Below are 21,719 nucleotides of genomic sequence, written 5' to 3'. Positions count from 1 at the left end.
GTCCTTTTTCACCCAAACGACAAACGTATGTTCTGGAAGTTATACTATCTTTTTATAAAGAAATAGGAAAAGGAATCGATGTAAAAAAATAAAAAATCCCGCATGCGGATTTCCGCTCTGCCGGATTATGGGTTGATTAGACATGCAGTTAACTGCTCTGCCCGTTATGGATTCCGCTGGGTGCAGTCGACTGCCTCTCAGCGTTACCACTCTATTATACACATCAAATAATAGAATGGGTATGTCTATTTTTTGAACAGAAAGTTCTTATATTTCGAAAAAGCCGAATGGATCTTAGGCAGATCCATTCGGCTTCCTTGCATGAACATTCCTATTTACTTCTTACCTCAAAAACAGCAAATTTCAAATAATGGCCTTCCGGCACGCCAAGCAGCTGAGGATGATCTTTGCCTGCAGCCCGCCATTCAACAAGACGCAGCAGCTTGCCTGCATCTGCAGCAGCTTCCTGAATCGTCTCAAGGAACAAGTCAGGACGCATATGATAGGAGCAGCTTGCCGTTACCAAATAGCCGCCTTCATTTACCAGCTTTAAGCCATGCAGATTGATGTCTTTATAACCTCGGCATGCTCCCGCTACTGCACTTTTGGTTTTGGCGAAGGCAGGAGGATCAAGAATGACAACATCCCAGGTACGTCCGTTGCCGCTGATCGGCTTCGATGTATCCGCTCCGGCCCGGCTGCGCTCCGCTCTTTCCTCGACACCTTTAACCTGTGTACGCAAATAATCAAAGGCATCCGCTGCTACAAACTCGACACGATCTGTAAAGCCGTTGCGCTCAACGTTTCGCCGCGCCGTGTCAATGGCATGCTCGGAAACATCAAGACAGGTCACTTTTTTCGCGCCGTATTTGCAGGCATGAAGGGTAAAGCTGCCCGTATGGGCAAAGCATTCAAGCACGGTCGCCCCGTCCCAATAAGGGAATGCGACTTCTTTCCCGTTCGAATTGACCGGAACAAGTCTTGTTACTTCCGTATCCGTATCTGCCGGACGGCTCTCGAGCCGAATGCCGCTCCGGGCACCCCAGCCCTTCATCAGCGGTTCAATGGACGCACGGTTCTCGCGCTGATCATAGAAGTACCCCGTCTTCTGGCCTTCTACAATATCCACTTCCAGTTTCAGGCCGTTCTCTTCAATCTCGATAATTCGCGGACATTCCCCGTACAGTACCCCTGTACGAAGTTCCAGCCCCTCCAGCTGCCTAACCCCCACATCGCTCCGTTCGTAAATCCCCTTCGGCTGGAATACATCAACCAAAGCCTCAACAAGAGCTTCCCGGCGGATATCCATCCCCAGTGTCACCATTTGAACAACCAGCACGTCAGCGAAACGGTCTACTACAAGCCCCGGAAGAAAATCAGCCTCTCCGTATACCAATCTGCAATCACGGTCCGGTACGAACCGGCTGCGGTGAGCTTCACACGCACGGAACTTCTCCCGGAAAAAGTCGGCATCCATCTCATCCAGCGGTTGATAGGAAACAACGCGAACCGTAATTTGCGATTTCGGATTATAATAACCGGTCGCCAAATATCTGCCGTTCTGGCCTACGACATCAACCAGATCCCCCGGCTGTGCCTCCCCTTCCAGCTTTTCAATTTCGTTCGAATATATCCATGGGTGTCCTGCTTCAAGGCGCTTCTTACGGCCCTTCTGCAGCCAAACTTTTGCATTGCTCACTTCGTTAATCTTCCTCTCTGATCCTGGCTTGTCATGCTTGTCTGACGGTACGCATATGTATCAACGATAACGATGATAAAGGAGAACCCTGTTTATGCTACATACCATTCTTCTGCCGATGGCTATCGGCTTCACCATATTTATAAGCGGGATGAAGCTGATGGAGCTGGCCCTGCACCGGCTGGCCGGTCCGTATCTGCAGCAATTATTGCACCGTTCTACGGCTACGCCTATCCACGGCCTTGCAATAGGAACAGCGACAACCGCCTTTCTGCAGAGCAGCACGGCGGTCACGGTTATAGCAATCGGGCTTGTTAACGCCGGTCTGCTAACGTTCCCTCGAACGCTTGGCATTATCCTTGGGAGCAATATCGGTACATGCCTGACAACAGAATTGATTGGCCTGAGCTTAAATAAACTGGCTGTGCCTCTGCTTTTGCTGTCCCTAGCCGGTTGGCTGTTTACCGTCTTGTTCAATGAACTCGGATTATGGTCAAAGGTCCGTTCTTTCCGGCTGCTCGAGACAATCCGCTCCTCAGCTGTCGCCCTCGGAGGCTTCAGCCTTCTGCTCGCCGGAATGGCGATGATGCAGGCGATTGGCCCTGCCGTGCAGGAAAGTTCCTTATTCAATTGGTTCCTGGATAAATCAACAAGCAGCCTCTGGTGGGGTCTAGCAGCAGGAGCGGTTCTGACAGCTATCGTCCACAGCAGTGCTGCTGTTATTGGCATTATTATGGGCTTCGCTTCGATTGGGGCCATGCCGCTGGAACTCGGCGTTGCTATCGTGCTTGGCGCCAACATCGGCACCTGCGCAACAGCCCTTCTCGCATCCTTCAGCGGATCAAGGCCCGGCCAGTATGTCGCCTGGTCCCATACCATCCTGAATGCCGGAGGAGCCTTGCTCTTTATGCCATTCCTGGGCGAGCTTGCCGCTGCCTCAGGCTGGCTGGCCCATTCCCCTGCAAGCCAGATTGCTCATGCGCAAACGATCTTCAATATTTTAAGCTCATTGATCGCGCTGCCGTTCTGTTATTTGCCGGTCTTCCGCAAGCTGCCGGTCTAATCATTCTTCACGCCAAGCAAGCTGAGGGCTCCTGCTACAATACGGTTATTATTCTCGTAGCCCGACTGCTTCTGGCGTCTCCAGGCTTCAAGCGGATCAAACCATTCGACACCGCGGATTTCTTCCACCTGAGCCTGCAGCGAGCCGCCAACCGCTTCGACCAAATAATAATGAACCTCCTTGTTGACGGTTCCTTTGTTCGCATCATAGTATTGATACTTAATTTGATCAATCGGTTTGACAATAACTCCGATCATGCCGGTTTCCTCGGCGATTTCTCGAAGCGCCGTCTGTTCGACCGTTTCCCCGGGCTCCATCTTGCCTTTCGGGAGCGACACTTTGCCATAACGGTCCTGAATCAGCTGGATTTGCAAAACCCCGGCCTCGTTCCGGCGATAAACTACCCCTCCTGCCGAAATTTCAACCATTTCCGTTTCCCCCTTGCCTGCTTGACATTTGCATGCAACAACGAGGATTTCCCACTATTCCAATACTACAGAATTGAGCGGGAAATCCTCGTGCTTTATTTCTATTCCACTAAGCTCTCATCGCTTCTGCCGGTACATCGTCCAGTACGCGGACAAGCTGAGCACGGCATTCATTAACGCCTGCTTCTGTAATTTTTACGCGGCACAGCTTGCCGACAAGCGCTTCTGTTCCTTCAAATACAACCTGCAGGTAGTTGTCGGAATAACCCATCACAAGACCGGTACCCGGGGCACCCTTGTAGTCGCGTTCCGGAATAACGTCAAGCACAGCGCCTACATACTGTTTCGCATAAGCCAGCTGCATTTTTTCCGACAAATCGATCAGCTTATGCACGCGTTCGTTTTTCAATTCCTCATCAATTTGATCTTCCATCCGTGCGGCAGGCGTACCTGTACGCTTCGAATAAGGGAAGACGTGCATCTCGGAGAATCCAACCTCTTCCATAAACTTGTAGCCGTTCTCGAACATCTCTTCCGTCTCGCCAGGGAAGCCCACGATCACGTCGGTCGTAATGGCTACGCCAGGCATCGCTTCGCGGATCCGCTTCAGCTTGGCAGCGAACTCATCCGTCGTATATTTACGGCGCATGCGCTTTAATACCGAAGTATCGCCTGCTTGAAGCGGAATATGAAGATGGCGGCACATTTTGGACGAACGTTTAAGAACATCAATCATTGCATCGTCAATTTGACTGGCTTCAATCGAGCTGATCCGGATACGCTCAAGTCCGTCGATTTTGTCCAGATCCCACAGCAAATCGGTCAATCGGTAATTTTCCATATCGTCGCCGTAGCCGCCCGTATGAATACCCGTCAGAACGATTTCTTTGTAACCGGAGGCAACAAGCTGCTTGGCTTGCTCCAGCACGCTCTTCGGATCACGGCTGCGCGACAAGCCGCGCGACCATGGGATAATGCAGAACGTACAGAAGTTATTGCAGCCTTCCTGGATTTTCAGGAACGCGCGTGTGCGCTCGTTGAAATCAGGCACATCCAGCTCTTCAAAGTCGCGGGTCTTCATAATGTTGCGGACCGCGTTAACCGGCTGGCGGTCATCATGAATCTGATTGACAAACGTCATAATTTTCTCGCGGTCTTGCGTACCAATTACAAGGTCAACGCCGGGAATCGCCATGATCTCTGCCGGAGAGGTTTGGGCATAACAGCCCGTTACCGCAATAACAGCATCCGGATTGCGGCGCACCGCGCGGCGGATAATCTGACGGCTCTTCTTGTCGCCGGTGTTCGTAACCGTACATGTATTAATGAGGTACACGTCAGCGGTCGACTCAAAGTCTACCTGCTCGTATCCTTCGTTTTTGAACAGCTGCCAAATCGCCTCTGTGTCGTAAAAGTTTACTTTGCATCCCAAGGTGTAAAATGCAACCGATGGCATAAAATTCTTACGCTCCTCCCATTTCTCCGGCCTCATACAGCAAGCAGGTCAATCCGACGATACCTGCGGTCTCAGTCCGCAGAATCCGTCTGCCAAGGCCAACGATAACAGCTCCTGCTGCCTCTGCCTCATCTGCTTCCCGTTCTGTAAAGCCGCCTTCAGGTCCAACGATAAGCAGCACTTTAGGCTCAGTTAATTGCCCGCCGGCCTGCTGCTTCCAGCCCAGCACAGCGTCTCTGATGCCTCTGCCTGCCGCTGAATCGCCTTCCCTCTCATAACAAAATAACGCCAAATCAAACGTAGGAATAACATCCTTCAGCTCGCGCCAGCTTCGTACGGGCTCAATAGCCGGCACACGGCAGCGGTGCGACTGCTCCGCTGCTTCCTTCGCGATCTTGCTCCAACGCTCCAGACGCTTTGCTTCCTTCTTACCGTCATATTGAACGATCATCCGTTCCGACTGAAAAGGTGCAAAGGCATACGCACCAATCTCTGTCCCTTTCTGAATGACCAATTCCATTTTATCGCCTTTCGGCAAACTTTGCGCGATGGTGACCGACCAGTTGGATTCACTGTCCATTGGCAGTTCCTCCACAATATCAGCCACAACCTCAGCTGAGGCTGCTTCCCGCACAGAAGCAAGCACGACGCGGGATACCCCGTCGCTGGCGATAAATTTCTCTTCCGGCTTCATCCGCATGACGCGGACAGCATGGAAGGCATCTTCTCCTATTAAACGCACGCTGGAGCCGTCAAACTGCTCCGCTGCTATAAAATATCGCTGCATTGCGTCAGTCTAACCATCCTTCATCATAGCATGTTTCCGCTTCAAAAATCTATGAAAGCGGCTTAAAACAGAGGCTGGAATAATTTCGCAAAAAAGTGGCTAAGCGGTACCCACCAGCCGAGAATCGGATCAAGAGTCACCCTGCGAAGCGGCGGTATAAATACAAGCAGGAGGAAAATATAAACGCCCCACTGCACATTCTGATCCATCTTGACTCGAGCATTAAGCGGCAGGAGATCCTGAATAATTCGGTAGCCGTCCAGAGGCGGCAGCGGAATCAGGTTAAAGATAAACAAAACAAAGTTAAGATAGATAAAATAGCTTAAAAAGCGTTCAATCGCAAGGTTCAGGCCATTCGATCCTGCGTACATCAAGCCTGTAGAATCCAGTGTTAACAAAATAACAATACCTAAGACCCCAAGCAGTAAATTGCTTAACGGTCCCACGGCCGATACGATAACCCCCATGAGACGCGGGTTTTTGAAACGGCTGGAATTGACGAGAACAGGCTTCGCCCAACCGAAGCCTGCGATCAGAATAAGAATAGCACCAAGTACATCAATATGTACGCGCGGATTCAAGGTAACCCTGCCCATATCTTTAGCAGTATTGTCGCCGAACTTGTAGGCGCTGTACGCATGCGCGAACTCATGCACCGTAAAGGAAATGATCAGCACGAGCGCAACAAACGGCAAATCCTCAATTGGGTACGCTAAGAAACTGTCCCAGTTCATTCATTCACCTGCGGCTTTCTCGCCACGAATGCAATCCAGTCCTCGTCGCGGCGTTTTTCAACGATTACAAAGCCCGACCGGATCAGTCCTTCCTCCACATCGGTTTCTTTATTCTTATAAATGCCGGATGCAATATAAACCCCGTTTGGTTTAAGTGCAGCGAACACGTCATCAATAAAGAGCAAAATGATTTCCGCGAGAATGTTCGCTACAACCAGGTCAACCGGTAATGATACCGATGTATTACGCGCATCCCGCTCGTTTACCGCATGGACGACTTTACCGCCCAGAACGCCTAATAGATCGCTCTCCAGCACTTCAACATCGTCCTGAAGACCGTTCAGTCTTACGTTCTCCGTTGCGCTAGATACTGCGACAGGATCGAGATCCAGCGCCAATACGCGGCGTGCGCCCAGCTTCATGGCACCGATGGCCAGAATGCCTGAACCCGTACCGACGTCAATGACTTCCTCGTCGCCTTTAATGACCGATTCCAGCGTCTGCAGACAAAGCGCGGTTGTTGGATGTGTGCCCGTACCAAATGCCATCCCGGGATCAAGCTCAATAATGCTCTCTCCCTGCGCCGGCTCATATTCTTCCCATGTCGGTTTGATGGTCAGCTTCTCCGACACTCTTATAGGTTTAAAGTATTGCTTCCAGGCTGTCGCCCAGTCCTCTTCGTCCACAAGTCTAAACGAGATTTCGTAGCTGCCAGGATCAATGCCAAATTCCTTTAACTGCTCAATCCGAGGCATAATCTGCATCTTCAGCTCATTCATGTCTACGCTCTCTGTGAAGTAGCCTTTAATGACAGCCTGGCCTTCCGGAATATCGTTCAGCGGAGTTTCGTACCATTGTCCCAGAGAAGTGTCGCGTTCTTTATTCAAAGTACCCGATTCTTCAATGGATACGCCGCCAGCATCCATTTCATGCAAAAAGTTCGAGATCATCTCGATGGCTTGCTCTGTTGTCGAGATCGTAATTTCATGCCATTTCATATACCATAACCCTCCAGTGTGAAAACTACCATCTATTGTACACTATTCATCATTTATGCACAAAAAAGCGGCAAACAATAGTTTGCCGCTCCCTGTTATTCTACAGTCGATTGACCCGTCTCCGGGTTTCCGCCGATCTGCTCGATCATATGGACCGCACGTTCCACAACATCCTCGTCAACCGTGGCCGTAAGCAGACCGCTATCGAGCAACCCGTTGACTTCAAAGGCACGGAGCGCCTGAAGCTTGCGCAGCGCTTCCTGAGCCGCTCCGGGTTCCCCGAAATTAGCTCTGATCTCAACTTGCTGAGTCATTATACGCCCTGCTCATTCTGCCCATTCTGGGCACGCGAATCTGCCGCGGCTGCACGGCGTTCAGCCTGCTTGTCCGCTTCATCCGCAAGCTCCTCGGAGAACTCGACATCCTCGTTCTTTCCAACTGGCAAATCTCCAAAGTTTACTTTTTCCATATATTCTTTTTTCTCGTTCGTCATTTTTCATCCAGCTCCTTAAGTGAATAGGTCAATTACTTAAGTAGCATGTTGCAAGGGGGGCAGATTTATTCGCGCCGCACGAAAAAAACGTTCCGGGCTACTCGCCGCGGAACGCTTTTTTCATTTTCTCAAAGATGGATTCATGATGCTCATTGTTTTCTGCCGGGGACTCGCCGCCAATTCCGCCAAACTGGCGAAGCAGATCCTTCTGTTCGTCCGACAGCTTGGTAGGCGTCACGATCGTTACTTTGACATGCTGATCGCCTTGGCCGTAACCGCGCAGTTTCGGAACACCTTTCCCTTTGAGACGGAAATACGTGCCCGTCTGCGTGCCTGCAGGTATCTTCAGCTTTACCTTCTCGGTCAGCGTCGGGATCTCGATCTCATCGCCGAGTGCAGCCTGCACGAAGGTCAAAGGCACTTCGCAGTAGATATCATCGTTCTCGCGTTCGAAGAAGTCATGTGCCTTCACACGGATTACAATATACAGGTCGCCCGGAGGACCTCCGCGGAGGCCGCCTTCCCCTTCACCGGAGAGACGAATTTGAGCTCCGTCATCCACACCAGCAGGGATACGGACGTTAATTTTACGCTGCTTTTTCACTTTGCCAGCGCCATGACAAGTTCCGCACTTTTCTTTGATTACTTTGCCCGTGCCGCTGCAATTCGAACATGCCCGGCGGTTGACCATACGGCCAAACGGCGTATTTTGAACAACCTCCTGCTGACCTGAACCACGGCAAACCGAACAGGTTTCCGGCTTGGTTCCAGGCTTCGCGCCGGAGCCTGCGCAAGTATCGCAAGATTCCGTACGGGGAATCGTAATTTCCGTCTCTTTGCCAAACACGGCTTCCTTAAATTCAATCGTCATCGAATACTGCAGGTCGTTGCCGCGCTGCGGTGCATTCGGATCACGGCGCCCGCCGTTACCGCCAAAGAACATATCAAAGATATCGCCAAACCCGCCAAAATCACCATTTCCGGAGAATCCGCCAGCTCCGCCCATGCCTTGATTCGGATCAACGTGACCAAACTGGTCGTATCTCGCCCGTTGCCCGTCATCGCTCAGAACATCATAAGCTTCCTTCACTTCTTTGAACTTTGTTTCTGCGTCTGCTTCTTTATTGACGTCAGGATGGTACTTGCGCGCCAGCTGCCGGTACGCCTTCTTGATCTCGTCGCCGGAAGCACTCTTGCCTACGCCAAGCACCTCATAATAATCGCGTTTATCTGCCAACTCATCTCACCTCCACCCATGTTTGCTGCAATGTATCCTATTCGCACAGGAAGGCCAAAGACAGGAAGACCCTGTCTTTGACCTCTCCCATTACAAGTTAAGTCTTATTTCTTGTTTTCGTCAACCACTTCATAGTCAGCGTCAACGACATTGTCTTTACCGCGAGTGCCGGCATCAGCTGCTTCAGCACCCTCTGGAGCACCGCCCTGAGCCGCTTGAGCCTGCTCATAAAGCTTCACAGAAAGCTGTTGAACGATTTCAGTCAGCTCTTCCGTTGCTTTTGTAATTTGCTCCAGATCATCTGTTGCTACCGCGCTTGTTACTTTCTCTTTCGCGGCATTTGCTTTCTCAATTTCGGAAGCATCCACTTTATCGCCCAGATCCTTCAACGTTTTATCAACCGAGTAAACGAGTTGGTCTGCACTGTTTTTCGCCTCAACAAGCTCGCGGCGTTTGCGATCTTCTTCTGCGTTCAGCTCAGCATCCTTCATCATTTGCTCGATTTCAGCCTCGCTCAGACCGCCCGAAGAAGTGATTGTGATTTTTTGGCTCTTGCCTGTGCCTTTATCAAGGGCAGATACGTTAACGATACCGTTCGCATCGATGTCAAATGTAACTTCGATTTGCGGTACGCCACGCGGAGCAGGCGGAATATCGTTCAGGGTGAAACGGCCCAGCGTTTTGTTGCCGGCTGCCATTTGACGCTCACCTTGCAGAACGTGGATTTCAACGCCTGGTTGGTTATCCGCATAAGTGGAGAACACTTGCGATTTGCTTGTTGGGATCGTTGTATTGCGGTCGATCATCTTCGTGAAGACGCCGCCTGCAGTCTCGATACCAAGGGACAGTGGAGTTACGTCAAGCAATACCACGTCTTTTACATCGCCAGTCAATACGCCGGCTTGAACCGCCGCGCCAAGGGCAACCACTTCATCCGGGTTAACGCCTTTGTGCGGCTCTTTGCCGATCAATTTCTTAACCGCTTCTTGTACAGCAGGGATACGAGTCGAACCGCCGACAAGAACGACTTTATCGATTTCGCTTACAGACAGACCCGAGTCGCTCAGTGCTTGACGTGTAGGAGCCAGGGAGCGTTCTACCAGGTGTGCGGACAATTCTTCGAATTTCGCGCGAGTCAGGTTCAGCTCCAAATGCTGCGGAACGCCATCAGCCATAGTGATGAACGGAAGCGAGATTGTTGTCGACATTACGCCGGACAGATCTTTTTTCGCTTTTTCAGCCGCATCTTTCAGACGTTGAACAGCCGCTTTATCCTTGGACAGATCAACGCCTTGTTCTTTCTTGAATTCAGCCACGAGGTAGTCAATGATGACTTGGTCAAAGTCATCGCCGCCCAGTTTGTTGTCGCCGCTGGTTGCTTTAACTTCGAAGAAGCCGTCGCCCAGTTCAAGAATCGAAACGTCGAAAGTACCGCCGCCAAGGTCATATACCAGGATAGTTTGGTCTTCTGTTTTCTCAAGGCCGTAAGCCAGTGCTGCCGCTGTTGGCTCGTTCACGATCCGAAGAACTTCGAGACCTGCGATTTTACCAGCGTCTTTAGTAGCTTGGCGCTGGCTGTCGTTGAAGTAAGCTGGAACAGTGATAACCGCTTGTGTTACCGTTTGACCCAGGTAAGCTTCAGCGTCAGATTTCAGCTTTTGAAGGATAATAGCCGAGATTTCTTGAGCCGTGTATTCTTTGCCGTCAATGACTTCTTTATGGTTTGTACCCATATGACGTTTGATCGACATAACCGTGCGGTCAGGATTTGTGATGGCTTGGCGTTTCGCTGTTTCACCAACGATACGCTCCCCGTCTTTTTTGAAGCCTACAACAGATGGTGTCGTGCGGTTGCCTTCCGGATTCGGGATAACGACAGCTTCGCCGCCTTCCATTACAGCCACGCAAGAGTTTGTAGTACCAAGGTCAATACCGATAACTTTACTCATCGTAAGTTTCCTCCTAAAGAAAAATTTTCAATTCGTAAGCATTAGCTTAGTTCAATCTTATTTAAATTCCGGTAATCGGAATAATAATTAGCCGCTAACTTTAACCATGGCAGGACGCAGGACGCGGTCCTTCAGGATGTAGCCCTTCTGTACTTCCTCTACGATGATGCCTTCCTCATGCTCTTCTGACTCCACAGTCATAATCGCTTGGTGGAATTCAGGGTTGAACGGCTCTCCAACAGCTTCCATCGCTTTCAGTCCTTCTTGCTGCAATGTCTGTTCCAGCTGACGGAAGATCATGTCGACGCCTTTGGCAAGAGCATCAAAATCTTGATTAGCGGTAGCTGCGGTAACAGCGCGCTCGAAGTTATCAACAACCGGAAGCAGTTGTCCGATCAATTTCATCGAAGCGTATTGCGCGAGATCTTCCTTTTCCTTTTGCGTACGACGGCGGAAGTTATCAAAGTCCGCTTGTGCGCGTAAGTATCGTTGTTGATTCTCTTCAGCCAGCTTTGCAAGCTCTTCAAGGCGCGAATCTTCCTGCACCACTTCTTCTTGCTGCTGCGTTTGCTCTTCTAAAGCTTCATCGATTGTTTCGTTATGTTGGTCATTACTCACCATATTCACCTCCTTAAAAGAATTGCAGAGCAATTCTTACTTCGTAAGCATAGTCCTTAAAAGAATTGCAATGCAATTCTTACTTTTAAAAGTTCCAACTGGCTCTATCAGCGCCAGTTGGCAAGCGCCCCAAGCACAATAAAAAGTTCGCGCTTGCCTTTGCGCTGCCCTGTGGGGCAGTGCTGTACGCGCAGAGCGCGGGAGAGCGGGGCGTTGCCTGAAGAGCGTAGCGCTCGCCTTTGAAAACGGGAATATTCCGCGAGGAATATCTAATCCACATTCCCGTTTTCAACAGCGACGGAAGGCAACACCCCGCTCGTACACGCCAAACCTACAGCACCAAGCGCGCCACCATATGCAACAGCAGACCGAACTTACTTATAAAAGCGTCCCATCATTAAGGCCAAATCCTTCGATATAACATCGAGCAAGGTAATGACTTTCCCGTACTCCATACGGGTAGGTCCAAGAATACCGATTGTTCCTAGAGACTTACCGTCTAACTGGTACGTAGCCGTAATCAAGCTGCAATGCGCGATTGCCTCATGGTCATTTTCTGTTCCAATCCGAACTTGTATACCCGTTGGTGCCGCGGAAATCATTTTCATCACGGTAGGCGTTTCATCGAGCAGATCAAGTATCGTCTTCACTTTATCCACGTCTTTGAATTCCGGCTGCGTAAGCATATTGGTCGTACCGCTGAGGAATACCCGCTGTTCCGAATCGCCGGTCAACGCACTGTCCAGAATGCCAAGCACTTCTTCGCAATGATCGACATAACGCTCCAGCTCCTGGCCAACCTCGGCATACAGCTTCGACTTAAGACGAACCAGAGGAATACCGACCAGCTTCGCATTCAAAATATTAACGATCTTCTCCATCTCATCCATGCGAATGCCCGAAGGAATGGTAATTGTTCGATTCTCCACATGTCCCGTGTTCGTCACAATAATCGCGACGGCCGTCGTCTCATCCAGAGGCACCAGGTTGAAATGCTTAAGTGAGTTGCTGAACATCTCAGGTCCCAGCAGAATCGATGTATAATTCGTCAGGTTGGATAAAATCATCGCGGCATGCTGGATAACCTGTTCCATCTGAATCATCTTCTCCGAGAAGAAGGAGTGCGCCTGTTTCAAATCTGCCTCATTAATTTCATTTAACTTCACGAGATGATCAACGTAATACCGATAACCTTTTGTAGATGGAATGCGTCCTGCCGAAGTATGCGGCTGCTCGAGGAAACCAAGCTCCTCCAGATCCGACATTTCATTACGAATCGTTGCAGGGCTGAAGCCAACGTCGCCGCGCTTCGAAATGCTTCTGGAACCAACCGGCTCAGCCGAACGGATATAGTCGTCTACAATTGCATTCAGTATCATTCTCTGCCGTTCAGTCAACATTCGCATCCCTCCAAAAAGTTTATCTGATCTTCTCGTTAGCACTCATTAGTCCCGAGTGCTAATCATTAATACAAAAATACCAAACCACCTTGTTCATTGTCAAGTCGGTTCGGCATTTTCAGGCCTATGTCCACCGGACAAAACAAACAAAAAGGTCAGGCAGCATGCCTAACCTTTTAAGATCAGCTTAACATTTTCAATACGGCGATTTCGTCGCATGCATTCTGCTTCGGACAGTTAACGCAGTCTCTCCATACTTTCTCCGGGAAAATCTCTTTCTCCACCACGGTAAATCCGTTGCGCAAAAAGAAATTAACTGCATAAGTGAGCGCCATAATCTTAGGAATCTGCTGTTCTCTTGCCTGCTCGACCAGAAAATCAACCAATTTATTCCCTATCTTTAGGCCTCTATATTCCTGAGACATACCAAGGGAACGAATCTCGACAAGATCCTGTCCAAGCCTCAGCAAGGAGCCGCATCCAACAACCTTATCTCCGATCTCTGCTACGACAAACGTATCAATCTGACGCAATAACGTTTCCCGGGTGCGGGGCAGCATGATTCCCTGTTCCGCATAGCCTTTAATGAGTTCGTACAAAGTGTCTACATCTTCCGGTGCTGCTTTCCTGCAAACTACCGTTAACTGTTTCGTCGCCTCCATGCTGCTTCGCCTCCACCCGGTGCAATGAATTCTATTGAATAAATATACAGCATGCCGCATTTTTTCTCAAGAATTATTTTTCCGAATTTTAGCCAGCCGCTTCTTCCTCCAAACCGATAAACGAACCGAATACATCATTGCCGAAAAGCACGCCTTTATCGGTCAATTTGTAGATGATATCCCCGTCCGCTTCGACCTTTTCCAACAGCCCGTCTTTCCTGAGCTTCTCAATAATCGGACCGAATTTATCCTCCAGATTACGCCCCTCGAATTGAGCCGAGTAATCGGAATCGCGAACGCCTTTAAGCAGCCTGAGCCCTACCATCATGAAATCTTCCATTGCCTCATATTCTGGGACAACGTTCTCCTCCAGACGCGGCAGCTTGGTCTTCGTATAATCAATGTAAGGCTGAACGCCTTTCACATTCACATGACGAAGCCCGCGTGCATAACCGTGTGCTCCCGCTCCAAGTCCGTAATAGGGCTCGTTGCGCCAATAAGTCGAGTTATGTCTGCTTTCATAGCCTGGTCGCGCGAAATTGCTGATCTCATAATGAGCACGCCCCGCTTGCTTCAAACGGTCCATGAGCAAGGTATACATATTAAACTCTTCATCCTCCGGAGGAAGAGGCAGTTCATCGCGCTGATACAGCTTATGGAAAAGCGTATTCTCCTCAACCTTCAGGCTATAGAGGGAATAATGCGGCAGATCTAGAGCCAGCGCCTTGTTCACACTGTCCTCCAGCATCTCCACCGTCTGCTTTGGCAAGCCAAACATCAGGTCAATCGACAGATTCGTAAACCCGGCAGCACGGGCATTCTCAAGACTCCGGTACACGTCGTCTACATTATGAATGCGTCCGATCCTCTCCAGCAAGCCGTTGTCAAACGACTGTACGCCAAAGCTGATCCGGTTCACGCCCCCGGCGAACATTGCAGCAAGCTTCTCCGGATCCGTTGTGCCGGGATTGGCCTCCATCGTGAATTCCACATCATCCGCGAGAGGGAAATATTTCTTCACGGAAGCGAGAAAACGCTCCATCTGCGGTGGTGTCAGTACGGTCGGAGTACCTCCTCCTACGAATACCGTATCGATTCTCTCCGGCGGTATTTGAGCAACCGTTAATGCCATCTCTCTCTCAAGCGCATCGAGATATTCATCAACTGGCTGTCCCTTTAATACATACGAAGTAAAATCGCAATAATGACATTTGTTCGTGCAAAACGGGATATGGATATAAAGCGCCTTAGGCGCATAATTAATCATTTCATCACTACCTTCTTTCTTACTCCCCTAATAAAAAATCGACAGGACTAAGGAGAGCAAGCTCCTTAGTCCTGTCTTCGTTGTCCGTGAGTTACGGCGATGGGGTAAAGGGTATCTCGTGGAAGAGCAAAGCGCCCGCCTTTGCTGCATTTTTTCAACCATTACACCTTGTTCAAGAAAAAATCAGCAACAGCGGCTGTAACGAGATACCCTGTCCCCACCTGCCCAACTCACGGTTACGCGACAGTGACTAAGGAGCGGCTCCCTCTTAGTCCTCGTCGATTTTCAGCACCGCCATGAAGGCCTCTTGAGGAACTTCTACGCTGCCGACCTGCTTCATTCGCTTCTTGCCTTCCTTCTGCTTGTCGAGAAGTTTCCGTTTACGGCTGATGTCACCGCCATAACATTTGGCAAGAACGTTTTTACGCATGGCTTTAACCGTCTCGCGGGCGATTACTTTTGTACCGATCGAAGCCTGAACCGGCACCTCGAACATTTGACGCGGAATAAGCTCCTTCATCTTCTGACAGATAATCCGGCCGCGATGGTAAGCACGGTCGCGGTGAACGATAACGGACAAGGCATCGACTTGCTCGTTGTTCAGCATAATATCCATCTTCACAAGATTTGATCTGCGGTATCCTGACAACTCATAGTCAAACGATGCGTAACCTTTGGTGCTCGATTTCAACTGGTCAAAGAAGTCGTATACAATCTCCGACAGCGGAATCTCATACGTAAGCGTAACGCGGTTCGTATCCAGGTACTCCATGTTGACGAACTCGCCGCGTTTCCCCTGGCAAAGCTCCATAATTGCACCTACGAAATCATTAGGTACGATGATGGCCGCTTTAACATAAGGCTCTTCTACAAAGTCGAGTTTGCCTGCTTCCGGATAATTGGACGGGTTATCAATCTCAAGCACAGTACCATTCGTCAGCGTTACGCGATAAATTACGCTTGGCGCTGTTGTAATCAGCGGAATATTGAACTCGCGCTCGATCCGTTCCTGAATGATCTCCATATGCAGGAGACCAAGGAATCCGCATCGGAAGCCAAAGCCCAGTGCCGTTGATGTCTCCGGCTCGTAACGCAGCGATGCGTCGTTAAGCTCCAGCTTTTCCAATGCTTCGCGCAGATCATTGTAATCCTGCGTTTCAATCGGATACAGACCGCAGAACACCATCGGATTGATTTTCCGATAACCTGGCAATGCTTCCGGTGCCGGACGTTTCGCTTCTGTTACGGTATCACCGACACGTGTATCTTTTACGTTCTTGATACCTGCAACAACGAATCCTACATCACCAACAGCAAGCTCGTCCACGATACCCATCCGCGGTTTGAACGCGCCAACCTCGATAACCTCAAATTCAGCGCCCGTTGCCATAAAGCGGATTTTCTTGCCGGCTTGAATGCTGCCGTCGATTACGCGCACATATACGATAACGCCTTTGTACGGGTCGTAATGCGAGTCGAAAATAAGCGCTTTAAGAGGCTCATCCGGATTTCCTGTGGGAGCCGGTACCTTCAGCACCACTTGCTCCAAAATCTCTTTAATGCCGATGCCTGCTTTTGCCGAAGCCAGAACGGCATCGCTTGCATCAAGACCGATAACATCTTCGATCTCTTGCTTCACACGTTCCGGCTCTGCGCTTGGCAGGTCGATTTTATTAATAACCGGAAGAATCTCCAGGTTGTTGTCGAGCGCCAGGTAAACGTTCGCAAGCGTTTGTGCTTCAATGCCCTGTGCAGCGTCTACGACCAGCAATGCCCCTTCACACGCCGCCATACTGCGGGATACTTCGTACGTGAAATCGACATGTCCCGGAGTATCAATCAGGTTAAGCAAATACTCTTCGCCGTCATCAGCTTTGTATGTAAGCCGTACAGCCTGCAGTTTAATGGTGATGCCGCGCTCCCGCTCCAGATCCATCTGATCGAGAACCTGATCCTGCATTTCACGAGAAGATAACGCTCCGGTAAATTCAAGAATACGGTCAGCGAGCGTCGACTTCCCGTGGTCAATATGTGCAATAATCGAGAAATTCCTAATTTTCTTTTGCCGGTCACGAACGTCTGTCATGCCTAACCCCCACACAATCCAATATAGCTAATCATTCTTTCCATTATATCAGCTATATGTTATACCAGCAATGCGCATAAGACAATGATGCAGAGCCGCTCAGCCGGTTACCGAATTAAATAAGGAGGCGATAAACCGGATTCCGCCGCTTGAGACTGACTGCAGGAGGCCGGCTGTTCCGTCCGCAACCTTATTTACCGCAGGTTCGTCGGAATCAGACGAGATGCCCGGCAGCCGTTCATGGCGCGCGGACTGCTCGGCGATTTTCCGAACTTCCTTCAATTCCTTCTCCAGGTCAGCAATCTTCCGTTCTGCCGCACTCGACAACCCGGTACCTTCCAGACTTGCCGACGATTCCTCATCTGTCGCCGCCAAATTGTATTTATCCTCGCCCGGCATAATCGCAGAAGAGCCGTTACTTTCAATCGGTCCATAAATCCGCTCAATACCAGCCGAGGACATTTCCACCCCATACAAAATAATAAAGACAAGCACTCCGCCAAGCAGCACCCACTTTAATGCACCCTTCATCTCTCTTGCGCCCCTTCCGACAGGGTAGGCTGCCGCAGCAGCCTTAACCCAAGTCATGTTCAATTATTTTGAAGCAGACACTCTCTCTGCATCCCAGTAAATATCCGCGATAATTTTGGCCAGCACATCCGCTGTCCGGTAGCTTTCGGTGAGCGTATTTTCAATGCCGCCAATTTCGATTAACACACTGTCATCGGCAAGCGATTGATTGTATTCCCCGTTGCCCGTAGCGGTGGTCTTTCCTAATATCCCCCTAGAAATGCCAGGGTATTGTTTCTCCAGCGCATCGTGGATCTTTGTCGCAAATTCAGCGTTCTTTTTCCATTCCGGATTCTTGTGTCCGATTATAAAGTATACCTGGGCGTAGCTTTTACCATTAATATCTACGGTTGTATATTTACGTTTCTGGGAGTCACGGTGAATATCAAAGAAGAATTTCAGCTTCTTGTTGCTTGCGATCGCTTCCTGAACGGTTTTCTTCGAGTATTTGTAAGAGTAGTTCCAATCATAACCCGGCACCGTCGTCGGATAGTCCGTATCCGAATGCGTTGTGCCTACGCCAAGATCCTCAAGCTTTTCGGCCAGCCTTTCACCTACCAGCGTAATATTTTTTGTCGCCGAATTGGCATCCCCATCTTTGTCCGCAATCTCCGGATACCAGGATTCCCGGCTGTGGGAATGATAGATAAAGACGACTTTGTCCTTGCCTGTAGTAGGTATTCCTGCATGGTCTGGTGTTGATGTTGGCGTAGGAGCCGGGTCTGGGGTTTGCGTTGGCGGTTCAGGCGTATCTGCCGGCTCATTGTCTACGTCTGTTCCGCTCGGACCATGGTCATCGCCATTGCTTGCTCCTGTATCTCCCGGAATCGGAATGTTATCTTGCGGCCATACATTCGGCTCCGTCCCGACTCCGCCGGCAATTAGAAAGGATGAATCCGCGCCCATGCCTGGAATTTCTCCTGCGATCAGGCTTCTTGGATCTCCCGGATTCACGTTCGTCATTAACCGGAAGAGAAAGCTGCTGATCTGTGTGCCGGACAATTCCTCGCCTGTTTTGCTGCTATGAAATTGAGGCATTTCCATTTCTAGCATATCCCCAAAGAACCCGCTTGAAACGGATGCCGCAAAACCTGTCATGGAAGATACCGGGGCAGACAACGAATGCTGGTGCGCCATCCCGGCAATACCAATTGCTACAAAAAACAACATAGAGCTTATCGACAACAGCGCGAAAGTTTTCCCTGTAACAAGCAGCTGGCGAAGACGTTTGCTCCCACGTGTCAGATCAAACAACATAATCGTTCTTTTCATTTCAAGTTCTACCTCCCGCTTCTTCGTTGCTCATCTGCTATTAATCTATGAGACAAGAAGCTTTAATAGAACCGGAAATGAATTAATAGATTTAAAATGTATTTAATAGATTAATAGAATAGAGCTTACGCAAAACAAGCTCCCGAAGTTAACCGCCACGGGAGCTAATATCATTTTAATGCGTGTAAGCCGCGACATTGTCGGAATTGACGGCATCATGGAGGGAAGCATTCAAGCCGCTTGCAATGATGTTGGCGATGTCTTCAATAAACTCGTCTATTTCCTTAGGAGTGACAAGCAGATCATGGCCAACGGGGTTAAGGGCCTCCTTCACAAGCTGAAGTCGTTCAGCCTCGCCCATCTGGTTCATCAGACCAAAGATCTGATCATTGTTGCCGTTGTTTGCCTCCATATGGCTTCTCATCAGTTCAATCGTATGGTTAACGATTGTAGAAGCATAAACAACCGTTGGAACGCCAATCGCGATTACGGGGATGCCTAGAATTTCTTGCGTCAGCCCTTTTCGCTTGTTGCCGATACCTGAACCGGGATGAATACCGATATCTGCAATTTGTATGGTCGTATTTACCCGGTCAAGTGACTTTGACGCTAAAGCATCAATCGCGATAATAACGTCAGGCTTTGTTTTTTCCGCGATGCCCTGCACAATCTCACTCGACTCGATTCCGGTTATCCCGAGTACTCCCGGCGCAACCGCACTCACCGCGCGGTAGCCCGGAGCAACCTGATCCGGCATCAGCTCGAAGAAGTGGCGAGTCACCATCACGTTCTCCACAACAAGCGGCCCCAGTGCATCCGGCGTCACATTCCAGTTGCCAAGGCCAACAATAAGCACTTTTGCCGTTTGGCCTACCCCGATCCGCTCGAGGAACGTCTCGAAGTGCTTGGCAAATTGTGTGGCTACACGGTTCTGAAGCTCCGTATCCTGGTTGCGCAGGGCAGGCACTTCAATGGTAACGTAACGTCCGATAACTTTGCCGATTGCACGCGAGCCCTGCTCGTCCTGCACATGAAGATGGGTGATAGTGATCCCATTATCCTCGGATGTTTCGGAATGTATGCCTGGTATCGGGCCGCCCCCGCCAAGCTGCTCCGCCATCTCTTTCGCTTCAAGCGCCAGATCCGTGCGGACATTATATTGCTGCATATCAAGTTCAGTCATCTATCCATTCTCCCTTCGAAGCCATGCCATTTTCTCCAGCTTATTGTTTGCAAGGGAGACGATTTCATACTTTGGAGAGCATGAGCAAAAATGGCAGAACCGGCTCGCTATTGCTTTTCGGACCTGCACATGGTAATATATTTTAAGTTGTGTTACCTAGACTTATAGCGTACGCTTTTTGTTTGCTTACGCAAACTTTGTAGGAGGTGAAACTCGATGCCAAACATTAAATCCGCAATTAAACGCGTTAAAACGAGCGAAAAACGCCGCGCTTTGAACGCTTCCCAAAAATCCGCGCTTCGTACGGCTGTTAAATCTGCTGACCAAGCTATCGCTGGCACTGATGTAGACGCTGCTAAAGCGGCTCTGATCTCTGCAACGAAAAAATTGGACAAAGCGGTTACTAAAGGCCTGATTCATAAAAATGCGGCTTCCCGCAAAAAATCTCGTCTTGCTAAAAAGCTGAACGCCCTTTCGGCTCAAGCTTAATAACCGCAAACAAATTAACGGCTTCGCATTTGCGAAGCCGTTTTTGATTTATCAAAAATAAATGATAGAACCGCTGCATTTCTATTTGGCGCTTTGACTCCGCTGTACACCAAGCGACAGAAGGAACAATTCCAAACCAAGCGTCTTGTCAATTGCGCCTGTTTTCATTTTATAATCCAAATCCGCGATATCGTTAAGCAAAGCCCCAAGACGGGCAACCTTAAACTTCTGGCTTTTCTCCGCGGCAAGCTTAACCGCATACGGATGCAGGCCAATCTGTCCTGCCATTTGCTGTGGCGAATAACGGTTCTGCTCAAGCTCCTTGATCTGCAGCATAATCCGCAGCTGACGGGCAATTAAAGCAGCAATCTTGATCGGCTCTTCCCGTCTAACAAGCAATGCCCGGTACAGCTTAAGCGAACGCTCCACCTGCAGGCTTGCTATCGCATCGACCAACGCAAATACATCCTCTTCCACGGTAGAAGCCGTTAACAGCTCCGTCTCTTCCACACCAATGACGCCGCCTTCTCCGGCATGCAGACATAGCTTGTCCACCTCAATAGCCAGCTGCTGCATATTCGCCCCGGTCCGCACAAGCAGCAGGTCAGCAGCATCGGCATTCATCGTCCGCTTCTGTTCCTCCGCCCGTTTGACTACCCAGCGTCTCAGTTCAGAGGCATCAAGCTCCTGAAAGGCGATCAAAGCATCACGGTCCTTCAGCATCTTCACAAGCTTACGGCGCTCATCCAGCTTTTCCGCATTCACAATAAACAGCAGCACCGTCGTCTCTGAAGGTATGTCCAAATATTGCTGCAGACGGTCCGTCTTATGGTCCAGCTTGCCGCCTTCCTTGCCGCCGGCTGCAAACACAACCGAATCACGCACAATAACAAGCTTACGCTCAACAAAAAACGGCAGCGTCTCCGCTTCCAGCGCCGCTTCCTCAATTAGCGTCTCTGATGTATCGAATTTGACGACGCCAAGCTCACGCTCGTCAGGCGTAAACATCGCTTCGGTCAATGTATCCGTAAATTGCCCGATTCGGTATCGGTCTTTGCCGTATATCACATAGGCGGGACGAAATTTCCCCGCTTTAATTTCCTTTAGCGCCTCTTTCGCTTCCATACTGCACCCCTCACCGTATCTCCCCATATGAACCGCTTAGAATTCGGCTTCCGCTCAACAGCAACAAAGGGATGGGCTTCTTAGGCCTCATCCCTTTGTCCCTGAACATCTATATAAACATCAGCAGGCAGGTCCATGGTACCGCCCTGCGGATGGTCATACTTTTGATCAAGGCTCACGCTTACTTTTCATTTATATCTTAC

Annotated in this window: 21 protein-coding genes; 2 read left to right on the top strand and 19 right to left on the bottom strand. The window is 49.9% G+C overall.

Going from position 1 to position 21,719, the window contains the following annotated elements:
- Positions 1-331 precede the first annotated feature (331 nt).
- Positions 332-1,699, bottom strand: coding sequence for a class I SAM-dependent rRNA methyltransferase (locus BM200_RS22175; protein ID WP_091188841.1), 1,368 nt, complete (start codon positions 1,697-1,699; stop codon positions 332-334).
- 94 nt (positions 1,700-1,793) lie between these two features.
- Here BM200_RS22175 and BM200_RS22170 point away from each other — a divergent pair, with 94 nt between their 5' ends.
- A complete protein-coding gene (locus BM200_RS22170) occupies positions 1,794-2,762 on the top strand; it encodes a Na/Pi cotransporter family protein (protein ID WP_091188840.1) in 969 nt (322 codons plus the stop codon).
- Here BM200_RS22170 and BM200_RS22165 read toward each other — a convergent pair.
- The 17 genes from BM200_RS22165 to gpr form a co-directional block, all read right to left on the bottom strand.
- A complete protein-coding gene (locus tag BM200_RS22165) occupies positions 2,759-3,190 on the bottom strand; it encodes an NUDIX hydrolase (RefSeq protein WP_091188839.1) in 432 nt (143 codons plus the stop codon). The two genes, BM200_RS22170 and BM200_RS22165, sit on opposite strands and share 4 nt — an antisense overlap.
- 109 nt (positions 3,191-3,299) lie before the next feature.
- Positions 3,300-4,646: a tRNA (N(6)-L-threonylcarbamoyladenosine(37)-C(2))-methylthiotransferase MtaB gene (gene mtaB, locus BM200_RS22160; RefSeq protein ID WP_091188838.1), complete on the bottom strand. Its 1,347-nt coding sequence runs from the start codon at positions 4,644-4,646 to the stop codon at positions 3,300-3,302.
- A gap of 7 nt (positions 4,647-4,653) precedes the next feature.
- On the bottom strand, positions 4,654-5,433 hold the full coding sequence (locus tag BM200_RS22155) for an RsmE family RNA methyltransferase (protein WP_091188837.1): 780 nt from the start codon (positions 5,431-5,433) through the stop codon (positions 4,654-4,656).
- A gap of 62 nt (positions 5,434-5,495) precedes the next feature.
- Positions 5,496-6,167, bottom strand: coding sequence for a site-2 protease family protein (locus tag BM200_RS22150; protein ID WP_091188836.1), 672 nt, complete (start codon positions 6,165-6,167; stop codon positions 5,496-5,498).
- Entirely contained in the window at positions 6,164-7,165 is a 1,002-nt protein-coding gene (prmA, locus tag BM200_RS22145; protein ID WP_091188835.1) for a 50S ribosomal protein L11 methyltransferase, read from the bottom strand. The genes BM200_RS22150 and prmA overlap by 4 nt, the downstream gene beginning before the upstream one ends.
- Positions 7,166-7,260: 95 nt before the next feature.
- On the bottom strand, positions 7,261-7,479 hold the full coding sequence (locus BM200_RS22140) for a hypothetical protein (RefSeq protein ID WP_091188834.1): 219 nt from the start codon (positions 7,477-7,479) through the stop codon (positions 7,261-7,263).
- Complete coding sequence (locus BM200_RS22135) at positions 7,479-7,658, bottom strand: YfhD family protein (protein WP_091188833.1); 180 nt, start codon at positions 7,656-7,658, stop codon at positions 7,479-7,481. The genes BM200_RS22140 and BM200_RS22135 overlap by 1 nt, the downstream gene beginning before the upstream one ends.
- Positions 7,659-7,755: 97 nt before the next feature.
- The gene (dnaJ, locus tag BM200_RS22130) at positions 7,756-8,895 is read right to left on the bottom strand and encodes a molecular chaperone DnaJ (RefSeq protein ID WP_091188832.1); all 1,140 of its coding nucleotides are present in this window, start codon (positions 8,893-8,895) and stop codon (positions 7,756-7,758) included.
- Positions 8,896-8,999: 104 nt separating this feature from the next.
- Positions 9,000-10,844, bottom strand: coding sequence for a molecular chaperone DnaK (dnaK, locus tag BM200_RS22125; protein WP_091188831.1), 1,845 nt, complete (start codon positions 10,842-10,844; stop codon positions 9,000-9,002).
- Positions 10,845-10,931: 87 nt separating this feature from the next.
- Positions 10,932-11,465, bottom strand: a complete 534-nt coding sequence (gene grpE, locus BM200_RS22120) for a nucleotide exchange factor GrpE (RefSeq protein ID WP_091188830.1) — start codon at positions 11,463-11,465, stop codon at positions 10,932-10,934.
- A 371-nt stretch (positions 11,466-11,836) separates the two neighbouring features.
- The gene (gene hrcA / locus BM200_RS22115) at positions 11,837-12,862 is read right to left on the bottom strand and encodes a heat-inducible transcriptional repressor HrcA (protein WP_091188829.1); all 1,026 of its coding nucleotides are present in this window, start codon (positions 12,860-12,862) and stop codon (positions 11,837-11,839) included.
- A gap of 182 nt (positions 12,863-13,044) precedes the next feature.
- Entirely contained in the window at positions 13,045-13,524 is a 480-nt protein-coding gene (locus BM200_RS22110) for an N-acetyltransferase (protein WP_091188828.1), read from the bottom strand.
- Between the two features lie 88 nt (positions 13,525-13,612).
- The gene (gene hemW / locus BM200_RS22105; RefSeq protein WP_091188827.1) at positions 13,613-14,791 is read right to left on the bottom strand and encodes a radical SAM family heme chaperone HemW; all 1,179 of its coding nucleotides are present in this window, start codon (positions 14,789-14,791) and stop codon (positions 13,613-13,615) included.
- A 268-nt stretch (positions 14,792-15,059) separates the two neighbouring features.
- Entirely contained in the window at positions 15,060-16,877 is a 1,818-nt protein-coding gene (gene lepA / locus BM200_RS22100; RefSeq protein WP_091188826.1) for a translation elongation factor 4, read from the bottom strand.
- 99 nt (positions 16,878-16,976) lie between these two features.
- Entirely contained in the window at positions 16,977-17,408 is a 432-nt protein-coding gene (locus BM200_RS22095) for a hypothetical protein (protein ID WP_091188825.1), read from the bottom strand.
- A 63-nt stretch (positions 17,409-17,471) separates the two neighbouring features.
- Positions 17,472-18,719 (bottom strand): stage II sporulation protein P, encoded by a 1,248-nt coding sequence (gene spoIIP / locus BM200_RS22090; RefSeq protein WP_091188824.1) that lies wholly within the window; start codon positions 18,717-18,719, stop codon positions 17,472-17,474.
- A 175-nt stretch (positions 18,720-18,894) separates the two neighbouring features.
- Positions 18,895-19,902 carry a GPR endopeptidase gene (gene gpr, locus BM200_RS22085; RefSeq protein ID WP_091188823.1) on the bottom strand — a complete coding sequence of 336 codons (1,008 nt, stop codon included), beginning with the start codon at positions 19,900-19,902 and terminating at the stop codon, positions 18,895-18,897.
- A gap of 216 nt (positions 19,903-20,118) precedes the next feature.
- Between gpr and rpsT the strand changes: the two genes are divergently transcribed.
- Positions 20,119-20,391 carry a 30S ribosomal protein S20 gene (gene rpsT / locus BM200_RS22080; RefSeq protein ID WP_091188822.1) on the top strand — a complete coding sequence of 91 codons (273 nt, stop codon included), beginning with the start codon at positions 20,119-20,121 and terminating at the stop codon, positions 20,389-20,391.
- 81 nt (positions 20,392-20,472) lie between these two features.
- Here the strand turns inward: rpsT and holA are convergent, their stop codons facing one another.
- Complete coding sequence (gene holA / locus BM200_RS22075; protein WP_091188821.1) at positions 20,473-21,516, bottom strand: DNA polymerase III subunit delta; 1,044 nt, start codon at positions 21,514-21,516, stop codon at positions 20,473-20,475.
- Positions 21,517-21,719 lie beyond the last annotated feature (203 nt).

This window comes from Paenibacillus catalpae, assembly GCF_900112695.1.
GTDB lineage: Bacteria > Bacillota > Bacilli > Paenibacillales > Paenibacillaceae > Pristimantibacillus > Pristimantibacillus catalpae.
This window is presented reverse-complemented; position numbering and strand designations above follow the sequence as displayed.

Excerpts from the sequence above, each read along its gene's own strand:
- BM200_RS22170 (WP_091188840.1), top strand. The coding sequence starts at position 1,794 with ATGCTACATACCATTCTTCTGCCGATGGCTATCGGCTTCACCATATTT.
- BM200_RS22165 (WP_091188839.1), bottom strand. The coding sequence starts at position 3,190 with ATGGTTGAAATTTCGGCAGGAGGGGTAGTTTATCGCCGGAACGAGGCC.
- mtaB (WP_091188838.1), bottom strand. The coding sequence starts at position 4,646 with ATGCCATCGGTTGCATTTTACACCTTGGGATGCAAAGTAAACTTTTAC.
- BM200_RS22155 (WP_091188837.1), bottom strand. The coding sequence starts at position 5,433 with ATGCAGCGATATTTTATAGCAGCGGAGCAGTTTGACGGCTCCAGCGTG.
- BM200_RS22150 (WP_091188836.1), bottom strand. The coding sequence starts at position 6,167 with ATGAACTGGGACAGTTTCTTAGCGTACCCAATTGAGGATTTGCCGTTT.
- prmA (WP_091188835.1), bottom strand. The coding sequence starts at position 7,165 with ATGAAATGGCATGAAATTACGATCTCGACAACAGAGCAAGCCATCGAG.
- BM200_RS22140 (WP_091188834.1), bottom strand. The coding sequence starts at position 7,479 with ATGACTCAGCAAGTTGAGATCAGAGCTAATTTCGGGGAACCCGGAGCG.
- BM200_RS22135 (WP_091188833.1), bottom strand. The coding sequence starts at position 7,658 with ATGACGAACGAGAAAAAAGAATATATGGAAAAAGTAAACTTTGGAGAT.
- dnaK (WP_091188831.1), bottom strand. The coding sequence starts at position 10,844 with ATGAGTAAAGTTATCGGTATTGACCTTGGTACTACAAACTCTTGCGTG.
- grpE (WP_091188830.1), bottom strand. The coding sequence starts at position 11,465 with ATGGTGAGTAATGACCAACATAACGAAACAATCGATGAAGCTTTAGAA.
- hrcA (WP_091188829.1), bottom strand. The coding sequence starts at position 12,862 with ATGTTGACTGAACGGCAGAGAATGATACTGAATGCAATTGTAGACGAC.
- BM200_RS22110 (WP_091188828.1), bottom strand. The coding sequence starts at position 13,524 with ATGGAGGCGACGAAACAGTTAACGGTAGTTTGCAGGAAAGCAGCACCG.
- hemW (WP_091188827.1), bottom strand. The coding sequence starts at position 14,791 with ATGATTAATTATGCGCCTAAGGCGCTTTATATCCATATCCCGTTTTGC.
- lepA (WP_091188826.1), bottom strand. The coding sequence starts at position 16,877 with ATGACAGACGTTCGTGACCGGCAAAAGAAAATTAGGAATTTCTCGATT.
- BM200_RS22095 (WP_091188825.1), bottom strand. The coding sequence starts at position 17,408 with ATGAAGGGTGCATTAAAGTGGGTGCTGCTTGGCGGAGTGCTTGTCTTT.
- spoIIP (WP_091188824.1), bottom strand. The coding sequence starts at position 18,719 with ATGAAAAGAACGATTATGTTGTTTGATCTGACACGTGGGAGCAAACGT.
- gpr (WP_091188823.1), bottom strand. The coding sequence starts at position 19,902 with ATGACTGAACTTGATATGCAGCAATATAATGTCCGCACGGATCTGGCG.
- rpsT (WP_091188822.1), top strand. The coding sequence starts at position 20,119 with ATGCCAAACATTAAATCCGCAATTAAACGCGTTAAAACGAGCGAAAAA.
- holA (WP_091188821.1), bottom strand. The coding sequence starts at position 21,516 with ATGGAAGCGAAAGAGGCGCTAAAGGAAATTAAAGCGGGGAAATTTCGT.